We start from the raw sequence: 15,831 nt of genomic DNA on the forward strand, positions 1-15,831 counted from the left end.
TCTTTTATTTTCGACATAGATTATTGTATTTATAACCTAGGTTATATATAATAAAGACTCAATAATCAATCAAGCCGAAAGGTTAGGAGTACAGAAAATGTCAGCAATTGAAGTGAAAAAAGAAGTGGTACATTTAACAGATGAAGAAGTGCTTTTGATGGGCGATTATGAGTTAGACAAGCTCAAATATTTGAACATGTTCAAGGCTCACCAAGACGATGAGCAAGAAAATCAAACTAGCAATGTTATGTGGGAATTTCTGAATGCTTATGAGCAATATGTTTTTCATTTTGCTAACCAGTTAGGCGGTGAACAATATAAAAGTGGCTATTGGAAAATGGACAACGGCTTTTTCATATTGCAAGGCAACGAAGATACAATTTTCAATGTTAGCAATGATTTTGGTTTTGAAACAAAATTTAATCTTTTAGAATTTTCTATTGCAGTCAATCTATTTGCATTAAGTCATTTATGCTTTTGGGCACATGATCGAAATAAAAGTTTAATCAATAATTTGGCTGTTTTCTTTTCAGATTACACCAAAGATTTTCTAAAAAAGAACTCAGGAATTTTGAGTGAAGACATATATATAATTATTGATTAATGTAAGGGGAGGGCTTCGGCTCTCTTTTTTTTGTTGCGTTACCGCAACAAAAAACACAGCTATTTTTTCTTATCAAACATTTCTAAAATTTCATCGGCATTTTCCAAGCACAGCATAATAAATGCCTTTTTTGATTTCAGATTTTCCCATTTTTCATAAGCTGAAAGTTCTGCATCTTTTGACAAATAAAGATCTATACCAATCGGCATACGTTCTTTTTTTTCTTTAAATTTAGTAATTGCTTTTGCAACATTTGGGTGTGTTTTCTTTTGATCTTGGTCGTCAGTCACTTATTAAAAATTCCATAATTACATTTAACTTGAGTATAACACAGGTTATATTTATTTCTATTTTTATTTGGGGCGTTCCCTTTCAGGTCGGGCTTATTGGCTGCGCTCAAACCATTTGTGAAAAATATAAAAGCAAGCCTTAAAACTCTAGTTTCAAGCAAGCTTGAACCTGAATTTTATAGCCTTCCTTACATATTTTTTTATCACAAATGTTTTGACCCTTCGGGCAATATCCCTAACGCTGTCATGAATTTTTATAAAGTTTTAGATAGCTAAGCCTGGCTTAATTCAAATACTGAAAACTTCATTGTGATAGTAAATTTCAGGTTTTTTGTGTCTGTGGATTTGTGGACAATCGCAAGCGAACACCATTCCTGATCTGTGCATAACCATTGTGGAAAAACATAAGTTTTACCACAAGGTTTTACACAGGGAATGGCTTTGCCCGACAAGCTCCACAGACATAATAATCATTTTAAAATTTTATTTTTTATTTTGTTTTTCATGTCACAAAATGTAGTGCTCTTCAAAAAATCACAGATTTTTATTGATCACTAAATTTTGTTTTGTTGCCACCACGGATGAACCGACTTAAGGGATTGTTGTAATCAAGGAGTAGGGAGTTTTTTTATCAAATATCTCGACTGTGGCGGTAGACACCGCCTACAGATTTCTTTCATTGAGGATTGAAAAAGAATAACCTATTGATTTATATAGATAAATATTGATTAAATTAATCAAAAATAAATATAAGTCTTTGTTTTATAAAGGTTTTATTATTTGATTTTATAACCTAGGTTATATATAATTAAGACTCAATAATCATCAAGCCGAAAGGTTAGGAGTAACGAAAAATGTTTACAATTGAAGCAATGAAAAGCATGATTTCAAATCAATTAGATTGCATTAAAGGACTAGAAAAACAGGGGGCAACGTACACAAAATATGTAAACGGTTTAAAAGTTAATATTCACATTACACAGATTCATTGCCAAATTTTTAAAGATTCAAATCATTACAAAAACTTGAGAATAAACCCTCAAAAAGAATTTAAAGAAGCTGAAAAACACTGTAAAGAAATTATCAAAGAAATAAAAGAAGCATTAAAATAAGATAAGCCCGAAAGGGCTTTTTTTACGTCTGTATTAAAGGTTTTTAATTTTGTTTATATAGGCAAGCAAGGCAAGAAAACAAGCACCGCAGATAAGCAGAGAGCCTAATGATTTACCTGATTCTTGAGCACCAAATAACAAGTAAGCCATAGCGGAAATTAGAACAATACCGACAATGAAACAAAGCCCAAGTTTAGATTTTTTGTTCATATAAAAGCCTAGATTAAGTGATAATTTATTGAGCATTATATGTATTTTTTTTCACAAAAAACATGATTATTTTCGACATAGATTATTGCATTTATAACCTAGGTTATATATAATTAAGACTCATTAATCATCAAGCCGAAAGGTTAGGAGTAAAGAAAATGTCAGCAATTAATCAAGCAAAATCACAGTTAAAATACTTTGTTAAGCGTTCAGCAGTTTGTTCTATTTACGAGCATAGTGCTAATTCAAAAGTATGCTTTGGTAAAAACCTAGTGATTGTTTTGAAGTTGAACAAAGACCGTTTAATCTATAAAGAATATACTTTTGTAGATGGTCAAGCGAAACTTGCTGTAGAACATAAAATCATGCTTAATCAAGCTGAAATGTTCACAGTTAAACATCATTTTAAAAAGACCCATCAAGAGAAAGATATTAAGATTGCTTAATACTTAATTGATAAAAAAAATGACTGCTTAGGCAGTCATTTTTTTTTAGCTATTTAATAAATCTGATATATCTTTTAGATTGTTTTTCCATACAGAGAGGGGGATTTCTAGCAATTTTTTCTTGTCTAATAATTTTACAATATCTTGTGTATTTCGTTCTTTTTCAGCTTCCTTTTCCTTTTCTAATTCTAACTCAGCTAGTCTTAATTTTTCTTTTGCATCATAGACCTTTTTTTCAGCTTTTGACATATTTTTAGTGGGATCATTATTTTCTGATTCATCACTTTTAATTGATGTGTTTAATGGGGTTGTAGACGTTGCTTGATTATCAGTATTTTGAGCATGTTCATTTTGTTTAGTATCTGAATTGCTTTGATCATTTGAAACTTCATTTTGTGACATGGGTTTTTCCAGTTGTGAAGATTTTTATCTATTCTATAAGTCAATTTATACAGGTGCAACTTATTATTTACAGGGATGGACACTAGCAACTAACTCAAAAGCCTAGAATGCGATTACAGATTAAAATGTCATCACAGGATGACGATTTTTTTTTCACACACCACGCATCTACGATGCTTTGCCGTGTATCCCATACTGTGCAAGGGTTTCAGGCTTTTTGTGTTGCATTATAAAGCGATAACAAAATAAAGCATTAAAATTTAGTAAGTCATTAATAAATATAAATATTATAAGGTATCGCTTATGTTATCACCAAAACCTTTTAAAATATATATATAACAATAAGTTAAGGCGGTATCATTGCTTAAAATTAAATGTTATCGCAAAACAAGCATATATCTTTTGATTACAAGTTCTTAAGTGGTATCACTGTTTTTATAATGTACAATATGACTTGAAATGATTTAAGGGAGTATGAAATTGAAAAATTCACATCAAGTTGGCATAAGGTTAGATGGTGAAGTGGCAAGTGCATATCAGCAAATGGCTGATGCTAGAGGGGTAAAGTTAGCTACATTTTTGAAAGAAGTTTTAACCAATAACTTGCATACAATTGCTTTTAAAAATGAAGTTGATCGAATGGAGGATATTGTTGATTCATTTCAAAAGAACCTTAATCATTCTTTGGAAAAATTCAGTTCTGAAAATACTCTTAATGATAAATATTTTGAAGACTTTGGAGGTATTTATATGATGATGCTTGGTCTGTTAATGCAGCAAAAAGTAGATCGTGAAGATATAAGAGGTATGCAGGCAAAAGGTATTAGTTATGCAAATGCAAATTTCAAGGGGAAGAAAGAGTGAAGAAGAAAAATTACTCGAAGTTTGTAGACTTCACACGTGGTAGTGAGTTATGGACTCACCAGTTCAGAATGTTTGTCACAGGCATATCAAATGTCTTAATACTTTGTCTATTTATCACAGTCTTTGTTATGGGGCTTTTTTTGTATTTGAAGGTAGACAATACACAATTTTATGCAATTAAAACAGAGTTAGAAATTGCATATAAAAGCACATTGAATGTTCCAAATAAAGAGATTGAATTATTTATAAATGGGGTTCCCGAAAAAGTTTCGATTAAAGAAGCAGAGCAGATCATTGAGCCTTATTTATCTAGTTTTTGGTGGGCTGTAGAAAGAGCACTTCTTATAGGGTTGATTTTAAGTATTTCTATTGTTGGTGGGCTTATTTGGTACTGGTATAACTATGGCCGTGATGTCATGGAAGATGAGCAGTTAAGGGGTGCTAAGCTTGTTGAAAAAGAGAAGCTTATAGAAATTTTAAATCAGAGAAATGATGCAAGTCATTATACTATTGCTGGGGTTCCAATTCGCAAGGGATCGGAAGGTAATAATATTTGTTGTGTTGGTGCGCCACAGTCGGGGAAATCTCAAGCAATACGTGCTTTCTTAGCACAAGTAAGAGCACGTGGAAAGAAGGCAGTAATCTATGATCCTAGTGGGGAATTTACGCAAGAATTTTACCGTGAGGGAAAAGACATTATTTTAAATCCATTTGATGAGCGTTGCCCACAATGGAGCGTTTGGAATGAAGTTGAAGAGGATCATCATATTGATTCAATTGGTGACGGTCTAATTCCGATTACACCTAATGGAGATCAATTTTTCCCACCGGCTGCTAGACGTTTAATTTCGGATGTAATTCGTGTCCTAGGTCGTCAAGAGGGAACAAAAACAAATAAACATTTATTTGAATCTATCTCACTAAGCACTCTACAAGAATTGCATGAAATGTTGGCCGGAACTTCGGGTGCAACTTATGTTGATCCTAAGACTGAGAAGACAGGTATTAACATTAAAATGCAGATTCTAAACTACTTAACCCCTTTTAGATTTTTAAAAGATCATGGTGAGAAATTTTCTATCAGAAAGTGGGTTAGAGAAGAAGATGATAGTTGGGTTTTTATCACGACAAAAGAAGAGCAAAAGGAAGCGATTAAACCTATTATATCGTTGTGGATCAGTACGGTTATTAAGGCCACTATGTCACTTCCGGCTATTCACAAAGAAAGAATGTGGTTGTGTATTGATGAAATGCCTACATTGCAGAAAATGGATGATTTGGTGCTATCTTTAACCAATACACGTAAATATGGTTTATGTCACTTAATCGGACTTCAAGATTTTAGCCAGAGTGTTCATACATACGGAAAAGATGTAAGCAGTACAATTATTTCTACACTTCAAACTAAATTAATTCTACGTGTAACCGATAGTGATTCTGCTGAAAAACTTTCTAAAATTATCGGCCAAATGGAAGTTGATGAAAAGAATATGTCACGTTCTATGGGTGTGACTGATGGTAGGGATGGTGATAGTTTTTATGGTCAGCGAAAAGAACGAAATGTGGTAATGCCATCTGAAATTATGAGCCTTCCAAATTTGGTTGGATATTTAAAAATTGTTGGTGACTACCCAGTAACGAAAGTTGTAACTGAGTATGTGCCACATGCACATAATGCAATTCCATATATTCCACGTGAAAAGGATATAGATTTAAATGTGGTATCGGAAATGGCAGATGAAAAGCATGAAGGTATTAATGAAGAAGCAAATACAGTTAATCAGGATGTTAATGAAAATGTTAATGGTCAAAATGTCGAAGGGAATGTTGCTAAGCCTGAAATTAATTTATCTTTAAAAGATAACGTTACTAGCGGTGAAGTGGAACAATTGCCGATTAAAGAAAGTGTACTTGATCCTAAAGAAGTGAAGCCGGTGCAGGTTGAAGAGGGTGTACTTGATCCTAAAGAAGTTGATTCTCAAGAGACTAAAAAAGTAGCTAACGATATTGAGGTTCCAGTGAAACCAAAGCAAAGTGAAAAGCATTATCAAACTAATCTTTTAGATGGGTTGAATGACTTTACAGGAGAAAATAACTAATGATGAGCATGACCACTTTAAAGTCTTCTTCACAGGCTTCCACTTATTATTCAAAAGATAACTACTACACAAAAGAACCAACTGCTGAGAGCTTAGAAAAGGCAGAATGGTATGGTAAAGGTGCAGAAGTTTTAGGCTTAGTTGATCAGGATTTCGATCCGGATAAATTTAAGGAGCTTTTGGAAGGAACTATTGATGATGATAATAAAATTGGTCGTGTTACTTATGAGGATGGTGTTGCGGTAACGCAACATCGTCCAGGTGTTGACTTAACATTTTCAGCACCAAAATCTGTATCTATTATTTCAGAAGTTTTTAAGGATGATGATGTAAGAAATGCTCATGAAGATGCAGTGAAAGCGACATTAGATTTTGTAGAAAAAAAATATGCACAAACACGTATTAGTGTTGATGGAAGTATGCAGAAAGTTGATACAGAAAATTTAGTTGCTGCTTTGTTCTCACATAACAATAGCCGTGATTTAGATCCGCAAACACATACTCACGCAGTCGTTATGAATGCGACCCTAAACAGTAAGGGCGAGTGGTCAGCAATGAGTAATGAGCAGATCTATCAAAATCAAAAATTGATTGGTGCAATTTATAATTCAGAACTGGCCGTTAATTTAAAAGATCTTGGTTATGATTTAGATTTTAAAGCGAATGGTAATTTTGAAATTTCAGGTATAAGCCAGGATGTTATAGATGAATTTTCACAACGCAGAAAAGCTATGCTTGAAAATGCAGAGGAAAGAGGTGTTGATCTTTCTACTGCTTCGGCTAGTGTTCGAGAAGTCATAGCACTTGATACAAGAACTAGGAAAAAAGATGTTACTCAAGAAAGTTTAGATAATGATTGGTCGGAAAGAGCTGCTTCATTTGGGTTGACTAAAGAATACATTGAAACCTTGGTTGATCCGAGACAGAAAAAAGAAAAAGAAGTCATTGTTAAGGGTGATAATGACAATGGCTTTACTATCCCAGGTAAAGATAAATCTACAAATGAAAATGAGATAGAAAAACCGGATGAAAAAATTAATCCAGGGCGCAATAAAGAAAAAGATAATTCAGATAATAGAGAAGATAGAAAGCCTGAAATACATTCTGAAAATGAGCATGATGTACATGATCATGAGAGGTCAAAGGAAGACCCAATTGGCGATAGGCAGCCAAAGACAAAGGAAGAACATCAAAACCCTAGCGCTGAGCATTCAGGCGTAAATGATGAGGGTATAAGTAAAAGTTGGATGGATCGTTTATGGGCTTTCTTTAAAAAAGATGATCAACAATCTGTGCCAGGAAATACTAATGCTGCATTAAATCAGAAGGTGCAAGACGTAGAAGAGTTATCAGATCGAGAGCGAGCTATAAGGGAAGCTGTTTTCTATGCGGTAGGACACCATACAGAGCGTGATATGTTGGTTACTAGATCAAACATTGAAGCAACTGCTTTAAATAAATCTAAGGCAATGTTTAAGATTGATGATGTGAATAATGAGCTTGATAGGCTTTTAAAAAATGGGATTTTAGTTCAGTCCGATACAGGGAAGCTTACAACAAAAAGACTTGCTCATAGTGAAATTTGGTCAATTGATCATGTGAGGGAAGAAAGACATTCTGTTGATAAAATATTAACTGAGGAACAAATAAAAGACGATTTGAAAGAGCGTGAGCAATTTAATAAATTTGACTACACAGAAGGTCAGCGAAATTCAATTTATAGTATTTTCACTACGGATAGTAGATACCATGCTGTAGACGGGCTTGCCGGAACTGGTAAGACTACAATGTTGTCGGCTTTAAATAAGATTGCTGATAAAAATGGCTTTATTGTAAAGGGAATGGCCGGAACTGGCGTTGCTGCAAAGACACTAGAAGAAGAAACTGGAATACCGTCAACAACAACTGCAATGTTTAAATACAATGAAAGTAAGCTACAAAACAATCTTAATCAGTCCGGGAATAATTTTGATAGAAAAAACGAGATTTGGATTGTTGATGAATCTAGTTTCGCAGGGCAAGAGAGTTTTGTTGATGTTTTGAAATTAGCTAAATCAGCAGATGCAAGAGTTGTTTTTCTAGGTGATAAAAATCAGCTTCAATCTATTGAAGCCGGTAAACCATTTGAGCTTCTACAGAAAGAAATGTCTTTCTCTTCAATGCAAAATATTAACCGACAAAAAACACAAGAATTAAAGGATGTTGTTTCTCTAATTACAGCAAAAAATGCAAAAGGAGAAATTACATTATCAGAGAATGCTAAAGCATTTGATCTATTGGATAAGCAAGGTAGTGTTAAGGAATATGATCAATTAGATCTACACGAAGAAGTTGTTAAATCATATATGTCGAATGATCTTGAAAAAAGAAATAAGACAATGATCATTACACCTTTTAACAGTGATCGAAAAATACTAAACGATATGGTTAGACAGGCAAAAATTGATAAGGGTGAGTTACAAGGCGAAGAACATGCATTTACAACTTATGCCAACAAGAATTTAACTAGAGCGCAGCAAGGCGAGATTCTTGAATATTCAAAAGGTGATGTTTTAAGGTTTAACAAAACTTACTCTCCAGAGGGTGTGTCTTTCAAGAAAGATGAATATTACACAGTGGTTGAAACTTATAAGCAAAATGGTGGAAAAAAAGAAGAAGGACTTGTTTTGCAAGATAAAGATGGACTTCAACAAAAATGGAATAGCAAAAATAAAAATCAAATTGAAGTTTATGAAAAAGAGCAAAAGGAGTTAAGGAAAGGTGATCTCATTAAAATTAACCGAAGTAATGGTGAATTTAAGAATGGTGAGAAATACACATTTAAGGAAATACAGGGTAATGAAATTGTATTAATTGATGATAAGAACCAAGAGAAAAGAATGCCAAAGGATGAATTTAATCATTGGGATCATGGCTATGCAAATACAATTTATTCGAGCCAGGGCTTAACAAAAACGAATGTGCTTATGCTAATTAATAGTAATAAATTATCTAATACACAAAACAGTGAGCAAGCAATTAAAAACTTAGGTAAGATATTTGGTAATCGTGCTTTTTATGTTGGTGCAACAAGGGCATCTCACGATTTAAAAATATTTACACATGATAAAAATGTTGCACGTGGCGCTGTTGGTTATGAGCAAGACAAATCTAGTTATGCTCAAGAAACGCAATTAGGCAATAATGAAAAACAATTTGATCAAGGTAAGGGATTAGATATAGAATTTTGATGCAATTTGAAACTTTTGGAGTACCTAACTGTAACTATTGTAAGCTATATAAAGTATTATAGTTTATTGAGTTTAGGGGAGTGGTCAAATGAATGATTTAGTGGCTGAAAAGAAAATAATGAGCAATGTGAGTGGGAAACTATATGACGAACAAAGGACTGTTGATTCGTTATACATTGAGCCTGAATTAAAGGAATTTGCCTCTTTTTATGGAAAGAGAAATGAACTATCACTCACTTTTATTCTTTCACGTATTATTGAATTTTGCGTAACAAATAAAAGCAAGATTTCAGTGAATAAGAAAGAGCTTGTTGATGGTGTAACACGTAAAGGTGTGAAGACAACTGTACGTGTTAAGAAGGATGTTTATAGTAAATTCACTGATTATGTAGAAGGTGAAATTGAAACAAATAGATCCGCTTATTTGAATATGATCTTGAGAAAAATGTATCAAGAGAAAAGTTATGAGACTGAATTTAATACTGGTTATTTAGAAAAATTGCTTATTGCTTAAGTGGATTAGTTCTATATAATGCAAGCCCATCGAAAGATGGGTTTTTTTTATCCAAAAAAAACAATAAAAATTCATAATTCTGCTGTTTAAAAAACTTTTGTCGTTTTTTTCTTATAAAAATACTGATGTATTTTCCTTGGTTTTTTTTAAACACCCTATCCACTTGTTTTTATTGGATTTAAATTAAGTAGACGAATCTATCTGTTTTAGACTTCACTTTGACAGCTAAAAGAAAAAAAGTGATAATTATTATGCAATTTGACTTACATGGTCTTACACACTTGAAGTGAAAAGTGAACAAATTATGCATAAAAAAGCAACCAACTTCATAAAAAGAACCCTAGGGCTTTCAGTTTTGTCTGTAGCGTTTTTTAGTATTCAGTCAGTCAAGGCTGAGTGTTGGGAAGAAGCTGCTGCAATGTATGGCCATGATCCATATTTATTGAAAGCGATTGGGTGGAAAGAAAGCAGAGGTCATGTTGGTGCTGTGGGTTCCTTATTGAAAGATGGGAATAGAGCGCTAGGCTTGATGCAAATCAATACAATCCATTTACCACGCTTAAATAAGTTGGGTATTCATCGTTCTGATTTATTTGATCCATGCACTTCTCAAAAAGTTGGTGCTTGGGTATTGGCGGATTGTTTGAAGAAAAAGGGCGATATTTGGGTTGCTGTAGGGTGTTACTACGGTGGCCCGGCTTCACGTGCATATACGGCAATGCGTGGCTATGCAACGGATGTTAGACGCTACTATGAAGGATATAAAAGACAGGCCGGTTTGCCGGCTGTTTATCAGCCCTTGATAGGGTATCAGGCACAACCGGAACTACCTAACCCAATGGCCAATAATGAAAATAAGCAGGTCGTTGCATATCAAAACCAATCGGAAACACCGATTTCTGATTCGAGAATTATTCAATTCTAAGCGTTAAAACTCAAGAGTGAGATAGCTAATGAAATTCAATGTGCTTGTTTTAGCTGCTTGTTGCGTTACCGCAACAGCAGTAATGGCAGGGGAACCCCCTAAGCCTAAAAAGGAAAAGGCTCAACCAATGAGTGAACCTAATCCAGTTAAGGCTTATGTGAATGTTATTCCACAAGGGGGAGAAGGTCGTGATACGGCATTCATCCTTTGTGAACATTCTGAAAAGGGGTGTGAAAAGCCAGTACGCACAAAAAAGCATTTGGCAGTATCCAACAGTCCGTTCCAAGTTCCGGTGGATACTGTCAAAAAAAGCAATAGTCAAACTGATTATTGATTTCATGTGTTAAGCCTTGGTCACAATAAAAAAATTGGGGCGCTTTTTTTTAAAACAACCTTAAGGGAGTTCCATTATGGAATTAGCTTTACAAACTCCATCACAACAGATGGATATTTTAATGGCTCGTATTAAGCCGGTTGCTCGTACAGTTTTTATGGTGCTTGCTATTTTGGCTATGGGTACAGTTTTGATGATGCTTGCTCAAGCTGCTCAAACTGGCGCAGCAGAGTTTGATGATTCAGCAAACAAAGTTGAAGGGTGGATTAAAGGTAACTTAGGTAAAACGATCATTTTAGGTGGTTTGATCTTTGCTTTGGCTGCATTCGCTTGGACACGTGATTTTAAATTGTTGTTCTTACCTTTAATTGCAGCAGTTGTGATTGGTGTAGTGATCGGGATCATTAACTCGTCATTCACAGCAGTTATTTAATCTTACTGCCTAAATAAAAAAGAAGGTGATGTATGAGCGACAACTTACAACATTATGTACCGACTAAACTGGATGATCCCGGAAAGTTTCTTATCTTTGATCAGAGCGTAGCTATCCTGGCATTGATGCTGTTTATCGCAGGATATTGGGTAAACCATCCATTTATAGGTTTAGTTTTAGGTATCGCAATAGCTTATTGGTTTAACAAGGTGAAAGCCGGTTATCACATAGGCTTTGTACATCACCTTTTTTATTGGATCTCAGGTACTCCAAAATTAAAGGAATTGCCTGGCTCCGGTGATAGGTATTTTTTCGGATGAAAAATAAATGCTTAAGAAAAATGGCGAAAAAACTATCAATGAATTATCTGCCGATAGAAAATCAAGTCGCTTTACAACCGTTTTAATGGGTATATCCAATTTAGGTCTAATTGGCCTAATTGGATACATTTTAATGAATCAAACAGTCGTAATCATGCCTTCGGAACAAACTGCAAAGTACACCATCGGAAATGATCAAGCGAATAAAGAATATTTCATTGATATGACACGTGACAACGTAAACCTTCTTTATAACGTCACTCCAATCAATGTTGATGAAAACTTCGGAACTCTTTTAAAACGTGTGGCTCCGGAACATCAAAAAGATATGAAAACATATCTTGATAAAGCTTCAGAACAAATCAAGCGTGATCAAATTACACAAGTTTGGTCAACAACAGGTCTATATCAATACATCCCAGGACAACAAGCAGTCATTGCAAATGGTGTAACCAAAACCTATTTAGCAGACAAACTTGTCACGTCTCGTGCTCAGAAAATTAAATTTGAATATGTGATGAAGAGTGGGCAGCTATTCCCGAAAAACATCACGGAGGTTTTGCAAAATGAACCTAAGTAAAAAACTGGCACTCATACCTTTAACGCTCTCATTATTATTTAGCCCTTTTGCTCAAGCTGTGCAGCATGTAGACAAAGCATACCTTGATAATGTGACGGTAAATGTATCGAGTACCGAACAAAATGCGCTTGTTGTTCAAGATCGAAAGATTACAAGTGTTATTCCTTCAATTGCTGATGCATTGGAATATGAAAAAGATGTAACTCAAGGCGTTTTGTATTTCAAGGTTGCACCTTGGTATGCAAATAGAACTATTTCAGCATTTGTTAATGATGACCAAGGTACACGCTATAAGTTGGTAATGCGCCCAACAGCAAGCTTGGGTGCAGAAGAATTAATACTTATACCGCCAAAAGTAAAAGAAGGTTCATCTACAGATAAAGGTAGCCAATCTTATCTACAGCAGATCAAAGAACTAATTTACGTGATGGGTGATGATGCTGATGATCCACAAGATGAATTGGCAATTGAAGGGATAAGCCGCAGCTTTGTTAATCAGCAAATTCCGTTATGGAAAGAAGCAAGAATGACTTTTGCGAGTCGATATGACGGTGATGGTTTATATGGTGAGCACTATAAAGTGACCAACATCACTAATTCAAACTTGATCCTTTTAGAGCAAGAGTTTTATAGAAAAAAAGTCGTAGCTGTTTCTATTGAGCACCTTAATTTGCTTCCAGGTCAAACTACTAATGTTTATGTCGTTAGAGAACGATAAGGAGTAAATCATGAGTGAAGATTTGGATTTAAATCCGAATGAACAACGGAAAAAGAAACAATTAACAATTATTGTTGTTGGTGCAATTTTACTAATTGTTGCAGTTGTTGGTTCATTGTTTTTCTTAGGCGAAGATCCGGCTCAAAAGCAATCACCTCAAGCGAAAGCAGAAGATGTAAAGCTTACTCCACCAGGCGGTATTGATGATAATGCAGCGTGGCGTACAGGCGCAGCACAAGATTTGGCAGCAACAAATGAACGTTTAGCTAATCTTGAAACAGTGCAAAGTAATAAAGATTCAGAAATCAACACTCTAAAAAGTCAACTTGATGAAATGAATCAACGTGTACAAGAAGCTGAACGAATTGCAAATAATGCATCACGTACACCAAGACTTCCGGCACAACCAACAAATACAAATCCACCAAGTAATACATCTTCTGCCTTTGGTGCAAACTTGCCACCAAATCGTCAAGGTTTACATGGTGACTCTATTTTGTCTGATCCAATGGGAAGCACAGTTAATCCGGCTACTGGACAAGTAATCCCTTTACCAAGTAATGCAAGAGGAAATGGAACAGCTCCACGACAAGCAGCCTTAATTGATTTAACAACCAATGATAATGGCCGTGGTGGTTCGGTTGCGTCAACGCAACAAGCAGCGAAGAAAGAAACATTTATTCCTGATGGTTCGTTCGTCCGTGTAGTTATGGTTACAGGTATTGATGCGCCTACAGGTGGTGCAGCTCAAAATGATCCACTTCCGGTTTTATTTGAAACTGTAGGCAAGTTGGATATGCCAAATAGCTACAAGATGAACATTAAAGGGTGTCGTTTCTTGGGCTATGCATGGGGTTCTTTATCAACAGAACGAGTGAATGCACGTATCGAAAGTGGTAGCTGTATCGTCAATGGTAAGACAGTAAAAATAAACGTTAAAGGCAACTTGATTGGTGAAGATGGTAAGCCTGGTATCCGTGGCAAAGTCGTTAGTAAGCAAGGACAGGCTTTAAGTGCAGCAGCGCTTGCAAGTGCTTTAGAAGCAATTGGCGGTTTATATAGCAGCACAACAGGTACTACAACTATGGGCGCTTTAGGTGTTCAACGTACTGTAAGCGGTGAAGATGTTCGTAACAGTGCAGTTGGTGGTGCTATTTCAGGTGCAGCAGAAAAGTTATCAGATTTCTATTTACGCAGAGCAGAAGAGCTTTTCCCAATTGTTGAAGTTCACGCAGGGCGAGCAGTAGAAATTTTAATTACAAAGGGCGCAGTCGTTGAAGGATTAAACATTCAAGGCTCTTCAAACTCAAAACGTATCTTATTGGATGACTAATCATGAAAAAAACGATTCTTTTATTATCTTTGGCATTGGCAACTTCTTTTAGTGTAAGTGCATCTGTAGAAAAAACTACAGCAAATTTAAAAAAAGCTTATCCGGCAACAACTTTCAATAAAGTTGAAAAAACGCCAATTAGTGGAATTTATGAAGTTGTCATGGGGCAAAACGTTGCTTATACAGATGTGAATGGCCGTTATTTTATCTTTGGTAATTTGTATGACATGCATACTCAAAAAGATATTACGGCTACGCCTGATAGTTCTCAGAAAGTTTATTTCCCAAATGCAGAACAATTGAAAAATGCAATTAAAGAAGTAAAAGGAAATGGGCAACGTAAAATTGTCGTTTTCTCAGATCCGGACTGCCCTTACTGTGCTCGATTGGAGCAGACATTAATTGGTTTGGATAATGTGACAATTTACACGTTCTTATATCCATTAGAGCAGCTTCACCCTACAGCAAAATCTACAGCAATCAATATTTGGTGTTCAAAAGATCCGGCAAAAGCCATGAAAGACTACATGTTGGCGAAGATTAAACCTGAAATAAAAACATGTAAAAACCCAATTGATAGCAATATCGCATTTGGTTCAGGGTTCGGTGTTCAAGGTACTCCAAGCATCATCTTTGAAGATGGCACTCTAATTCCTGGTGCAATGAGTCTTGAAGCAATTGAACAACAATTACAAAAATCTCATGACAAGGTGGTGAACAATGCAAAGTAAATTTTTAGCTCTCTCATTGTTCTGTATTGGCCTTAGTGGTTGTGCAACATTTGACGGATTGGATGGTAAAAGCTCATTTGATTGTAAAGCACCTGATGGGGTTGTTTGTGACTCGATGACTGGTGTTATGGCTAATGCAAAGGCAAATAACCTTCCAGGGCAACAGGTAAACAGATCAAGTAAAACCCCTGAAAAGGGAAGTGAATATACGGCTGTGCGTTCTAAGCCTACATCATCGGTTTTACCAACTATGGAATACACCGGAGCACCAATCCTACGCAATCCAAAAACATTGCGTGTTTGGGTTGCACCTTGGGAATCAGCAGACCGTACTTTGTTTGATCAACAATTCTTTTATATCGTAATTGATAACTGGAAATGGAACATCGAGCACAACAGCAGACGTGTAAGACAGGCATACGCTCCTAGTTCAGCAAGTGGATATGTAGCATCACCTTCAAGCGTAAGTGCTGTATCGGGAAATCAAGATGCTTACAAAATGCGTGTTGAGGGCAATTCAGTTGTTCCGGATGACGATGCAATTCCATTGGGTGGAAAAGGTGGTGAATCAATTAACCCAATGCCAGGGAAAAGAGATATTGACGCAAATGTAGCTAAAGAATTGAAAAATATGAACGTTGATATTTCTCAATTTACAAAGCCACTCCAAAATGTGGGGAACTAAA

At 35.3% G+C, this 15,831-nt stretch carries 19 protein-coding genes; 16 read left to right on the plus strand and 3 right to left on the minus strand.

Going from position 1 to position 15,831, the window contains the following annotated elements; translation table 11 throughout:
* The first annotated feature begins 97 nt into the window (after nucleotides 1–97).
* Nucleotides 98–604, plus strand: coding sequence for a hypothetical protein (locus F955_RS12975; RefSeq protein ID WP_004895538.1), 507 nt, complete (start codon nucleotides 98–100; stop codon nucleotides 602–604).
* A gap of 59 nt (nucleotides 605–663) precedes the next feature.
* On the opposite strand, the gene F955_RS12980 is transcribed toward F955_RS12975, so the two are convergent.
* Nucleotides 664–894 carry a hypothetical protein gene (locus F955_RS12980; RefSeq protein WP_004895539.1) on the minus strand — a complete coding sequence of 77 codons (231 nt, stop codon included), beginning with the start codon at nucleotides 892–894 and terminating at the stop codon, nucleotides 664–666.
* A gap of 854 nt (nucleotides 895–1,748) precedes the next feature.
* Between F955_RS12980 and F955_RS12985 the strand changes: the two genes are divergently transcribed.
* Nucleotides 1,749–2,006, plus strand: a complete 258-nt coding sequence (locus F955_RS12985) for a hypothetical protein (protein WP_004895542.1) — start codon at nucleotides 1,749–1,751, stop codon at nucleotides 2,004–2,006.
* A gap of 33 nt (nucleotides 2,007–2,039) precedes the next feature.
* Here the strand turns inward: F955_RS12985 and F955_RS16750 are convergent, their stop codons facing one another.
* Nucleotides 2,040–2,216: a hypothetical protein gene (locus F955_RS16750; protein WP_004895544.1), complete on the minus strand. Its 177-nt coding sequence runs from the start codon at nucleotides 2,214–2,216 to the stop codon at nucleotides 2,040–2,042.
* A gap of 158 nt (nucleotides 2,217–2,374) precedes the next feature.
* On the opposite strand from F955_RS16750, the gene F955_RS12990 reads away from it, so the two are divergent.
* Nucleotides 2,375–2,662 carry a hypothetical protein gene (locus tag F955_RS12990; RefSeq protein ID WP_004895546.1) on the plus strand — a complete coding sequence of 96 codons (288 nt, stop codon included), beginning with the start codon at nucleotides 2,375–2,377 and terminating at the stop codon, nucleotides 2,660–2,662.
* 45 nt (nucleotides 2,663–2,707) lie between these two features.
* On the opposite strand, the gene F955_RS12995 is transcribed toward F955_RS12990, so the two are convergent.
* Nucleotides 2,708–3,064: a hypothetical protein gene (locus F955_RS12995; RefSeq protein ID WP_004895548.1), complete on the minus strand. Its 357-nt coding sequence runs from the start codon at nucleotides 3,062–3,064 to the stop codon at nucleotides 2,708–2,710.
* Nucleotides 3,065–3,538: 474 nt separating this feature from the next.
* Here F955_RS12995 and F955_RS13000 point away from each other — a divergent pair, with 474 nt between their 5' ends.
* From F955_RS13000 to traV, 13 genes are all read left to right on the plus strand, one after another.
* Nucleotides 3,539–3,928 carry a hypothetical protein gene (locus tag F955_RS13000; protein WP_034429780.1) on the plus strand — a complete coding sequence of 130 codons (390 nt, stop codon included), beginning with the start codon at nucleotides 3,539–3,541 and terminating at the stop codon, nucleotides 3,926–3,928.
* Nucleotides 3,925–6,027 (plus strand): type IV secretion system DNA-binding domain-containing protein, encoded by a 2,103-nt coding sequence (locus F955_RS13005; protein WP_034429782.1) that lies wholly within the window; start codon nucleotides 3,925–3,927, stop codon nucleotides 6,025–6,027. The genes F955_RS13000 and F955_RS13005 overlap by 4 nt, the downstream gene beginning before the upstream one ends.
* Entirely contained in the window at nucleotides 6,027–9,257 is a 3,231-nt protein-coding gene (gene mobF / locus F955_RS13010; protein WP_004895554.1) for a MobF family relaxase, read from the plus strand. Before F955_RS13005 ends, mobF begins: the two co-directional genes overlap by 1 nt.
* Before the next feature lie 88 nt (nucleotides 9,258–9,345).
* Complete coding sequence (locus F955_RS13015; RefSeq protein WP_004895555.1) at nucleotides 9,346–9,771, plus strand: hypothetical protein; 426 nt, start codon at nucleotides 9,346–9,348, stop codon at nucleotides 9,769–9,771.
* Between the two features lie 355 nt (nucleotides 9,772–10,126).
* On the plus strand, nucleotides 10,127–10,696 hold the full coding sequence (locus F955_RS13020; protein WP_004895558.1) for a lytic transglycosylase domain-containing protein: 570 nt from the start codon (nucleotides 10,127–10,129) through the stop codon (nucleotides 10,694–10,696).
* A gap of 28 nt (nucleotides 10,697–10,724) precedes the next feature.
* Nucleotides 10,725–11,030, plus strand: coding sequence for a hypothetical protein (locus tag F955_RS13025; protein ID WP_004895559.1), 306 nt, complete (start codon nucleotides 10,725–10,727; stop codon nucleotides 11,028–11,030).
* Between the two features lie 76 nt (nucleotides 11,031–11,106).
* Entirely contained in the window at nucleotides 11,107–11,463 is a 357-nt protein-coding gene (locus tag F955_RS13030) for a hypothetical protein (RefSeq protein ID WP_004895562.1), read from the plus strand.
* Between the two features lie 32 nt (nucleotides 11,464–11,495).
* A complete protein-coding gene (traL, locus tag F955_RS13035; RefSeq protein ID WP_004895563.1) occupies nucleotides 11,496–11,783 on the plus strand; it encodes a type IV conjugative transfer system protein TraL in 288 nt (95 codons plus the stop codon).
* A gap of 7 nt (nucleotides 11,784–11,790) precedes the next feature.
* Entirely contained in the window at nucleotides 11,791–12,363 is a 573-nt protein-coding gene (locus F955_RS13040; RefSeq protein WP_004895566.1) for a TraE/TraK family type IV conjugative transfer system protein, read from the plus strand.
* A complete protein-coding gene (locus F955_RS13045) occupies nucleotides 12,350–13,081 on the plus strand; it encodes a TraK domain-containing protein (RefSeq protein WP_004895568.1) in 732 nt (243 codons plus the stop codon). The genes F955_RS13040 and F955_RS13045 overlap by 14 nt, the downstream gene beginning before the upstream one ends.
* 10 nt (nucleotides 13,082–13,091) lie before the next feature.
* Nucleotides 13,092–14,414: a TraB/TrbI/VirB10 family type IV secretion system protein gene (locus tag F955_RS13050; protein ID WP_004895570.1), complete on the plus strand. Its 1,323-nt coding sequence runs from the start codon at nucleotides 13,092–13,094 to the stop codon at nucleotides 14,412–14,414.
* Nucleotides 14,415–14,416: 2 nt separating this feature from the next.
* The gene (locus F955_RS13055) at nucleotides 14,417–15,145 is read left to right on the plus strand and encodes a DsbC family protein (RefSeq protein WP_004895572.1); all 729 of its coding nucleotides are present in this window, start codon (nucleotides 14,417–14,419) and stop codon (nucleotides 15,143–15,145) included.
* Complete coding sequence (gene traV / locus F955_RS13060) at nucleotides 15,135–15,830, plus strand: type IV conjugative transfer system lipoprotein TraV (protein ID WP_004895574.1); 696 nt, start codon at nucleotides 15,135–15,137, stop codon at nucleotides 15,828–15,830. The genes F955_RS13055 and traV overlap by 11 nt, the downstream gene beginning before the upstream one ends.
* Nucleotide 15,831 lies beyond the last annotated feature (1 nt).

Origin of the sequence: Acinetobacter schindleri CIP 107287 (assembly GCF_000368625.1) — a bacterium.
In the GTDB taxonomy this organism is placed as follows: Bacteria; Pseudomonadota; Gammaproteobacteria; order Pseudomonadales; family Moraxellaceae; genus Acinetobacter; species Acinetobacter schindleri.

Bases quoted from the DNA above. Each gene is read 5' to 3' on its own strand.
- F955_RS12975 (WP_004895538.1), top strand. From the start codon at position 98: ATGTCAGCAATTGAAGTGAAAAAAGAAGTGGTACATTTAACAGATGAA.
- F955_RS12995 (WP_004895548.1), bottom strand. From the start codon at position 3,064: ATGTCACAAAATGAAGTTTCAAATGATCAAAGCAATTCAGATACTAAA.
- F955_RS13050 (WP_004895570.1), top strand. From the start codon at position 13,092: ATGAGTGAAGATTTGGATTTAAATCCGAATGAACAACGGAAAAAGAAA.
- F955_RS13030 (WP_004895562.1), top strand. From the start codon at position 11,107: ATGGAATTAGCTTTACAAACTCCATCACAACAGATGGATATTTTAATG.
- F955_RS13055 (WP_004895572.1), top strand. From the start codon at position 14,417: ATGAAAAAAACGATTCTTTTATTATCTTTGGCATTGGCAACTTCTTTT.
- traV (WP_004895574.1), top strand. From the start codon at position 15,135: ATGCAAAGTAAATTTTTAGCTCTCTCATTGTTCTGTATTGGCCTTAGT.
- F955_RS13040 (WP_004895566.1), top strand. From the start codon at position 11,791: ATGCTTAAGAAAAATGGCGAAAAAACTATCAATGAATTATCTGCCGAT.
- F955_RS12990 (WP_004895546.1), top strand. From the start codon at position 2,375: ATGTCAGCAATTAATCAAGCAAAATCACAGTTAAAATACTTTGTTAAG.
- F955_RS13000 (WP_034429780.1), top strand. From the start codon at position 3,539: ATGAAATTGAAAAATTCACATCAAGTTGGCATAAGGTTAGATGGTGAA.
- F955_RS13015 (WP_004895555.1), top strand. From the start codon at position 9,346: ATGAATGATTTAGTGGCTGAAAAGAAAATAATGAGCAATGTGAGTGGG.
- F955_RS13045 (WP_004895568.1), top strand. From the start codon at position 12,350: ATGAACCTAAGTAAAAAACTGGCACTCATACCTTTAACGCTCTCATTA.
- traL (WP_004895563.1), top strand. From the start codon at position 11,496: ATGAGCGACAACTTACAACATTATGTACCGACTAAACTGGATGATCCC.
- mobF (WP_004895554.1), top strand. From the start codon at position 6,027: ATGATGAGCATGACCACTTTAAAGTCTTCTTCACAGGCTTCCACTTAT.
- F955_RS12985 (WP_004895542.1), top strand. From the start codon at position 1,749: ATGTTTACAATTGAAGCAATGAAAAGCATGATTTCAAATCAATTAGAT.
- F955_RS16750 (WP_004895544.1), bottom strand. From the start codon at position 2,216: ATGAACAAAAAATCTAAACTTGGGCTTTGTTTCATTGTCGGTATTGTT.
- F955_RS13025 (WP_004895559.1), top strand. From the start codon at position 10,725: ATGAAATTCAATGTGCTTGTTTTAGCTGCTTGTTGCGTTACCGCAACA.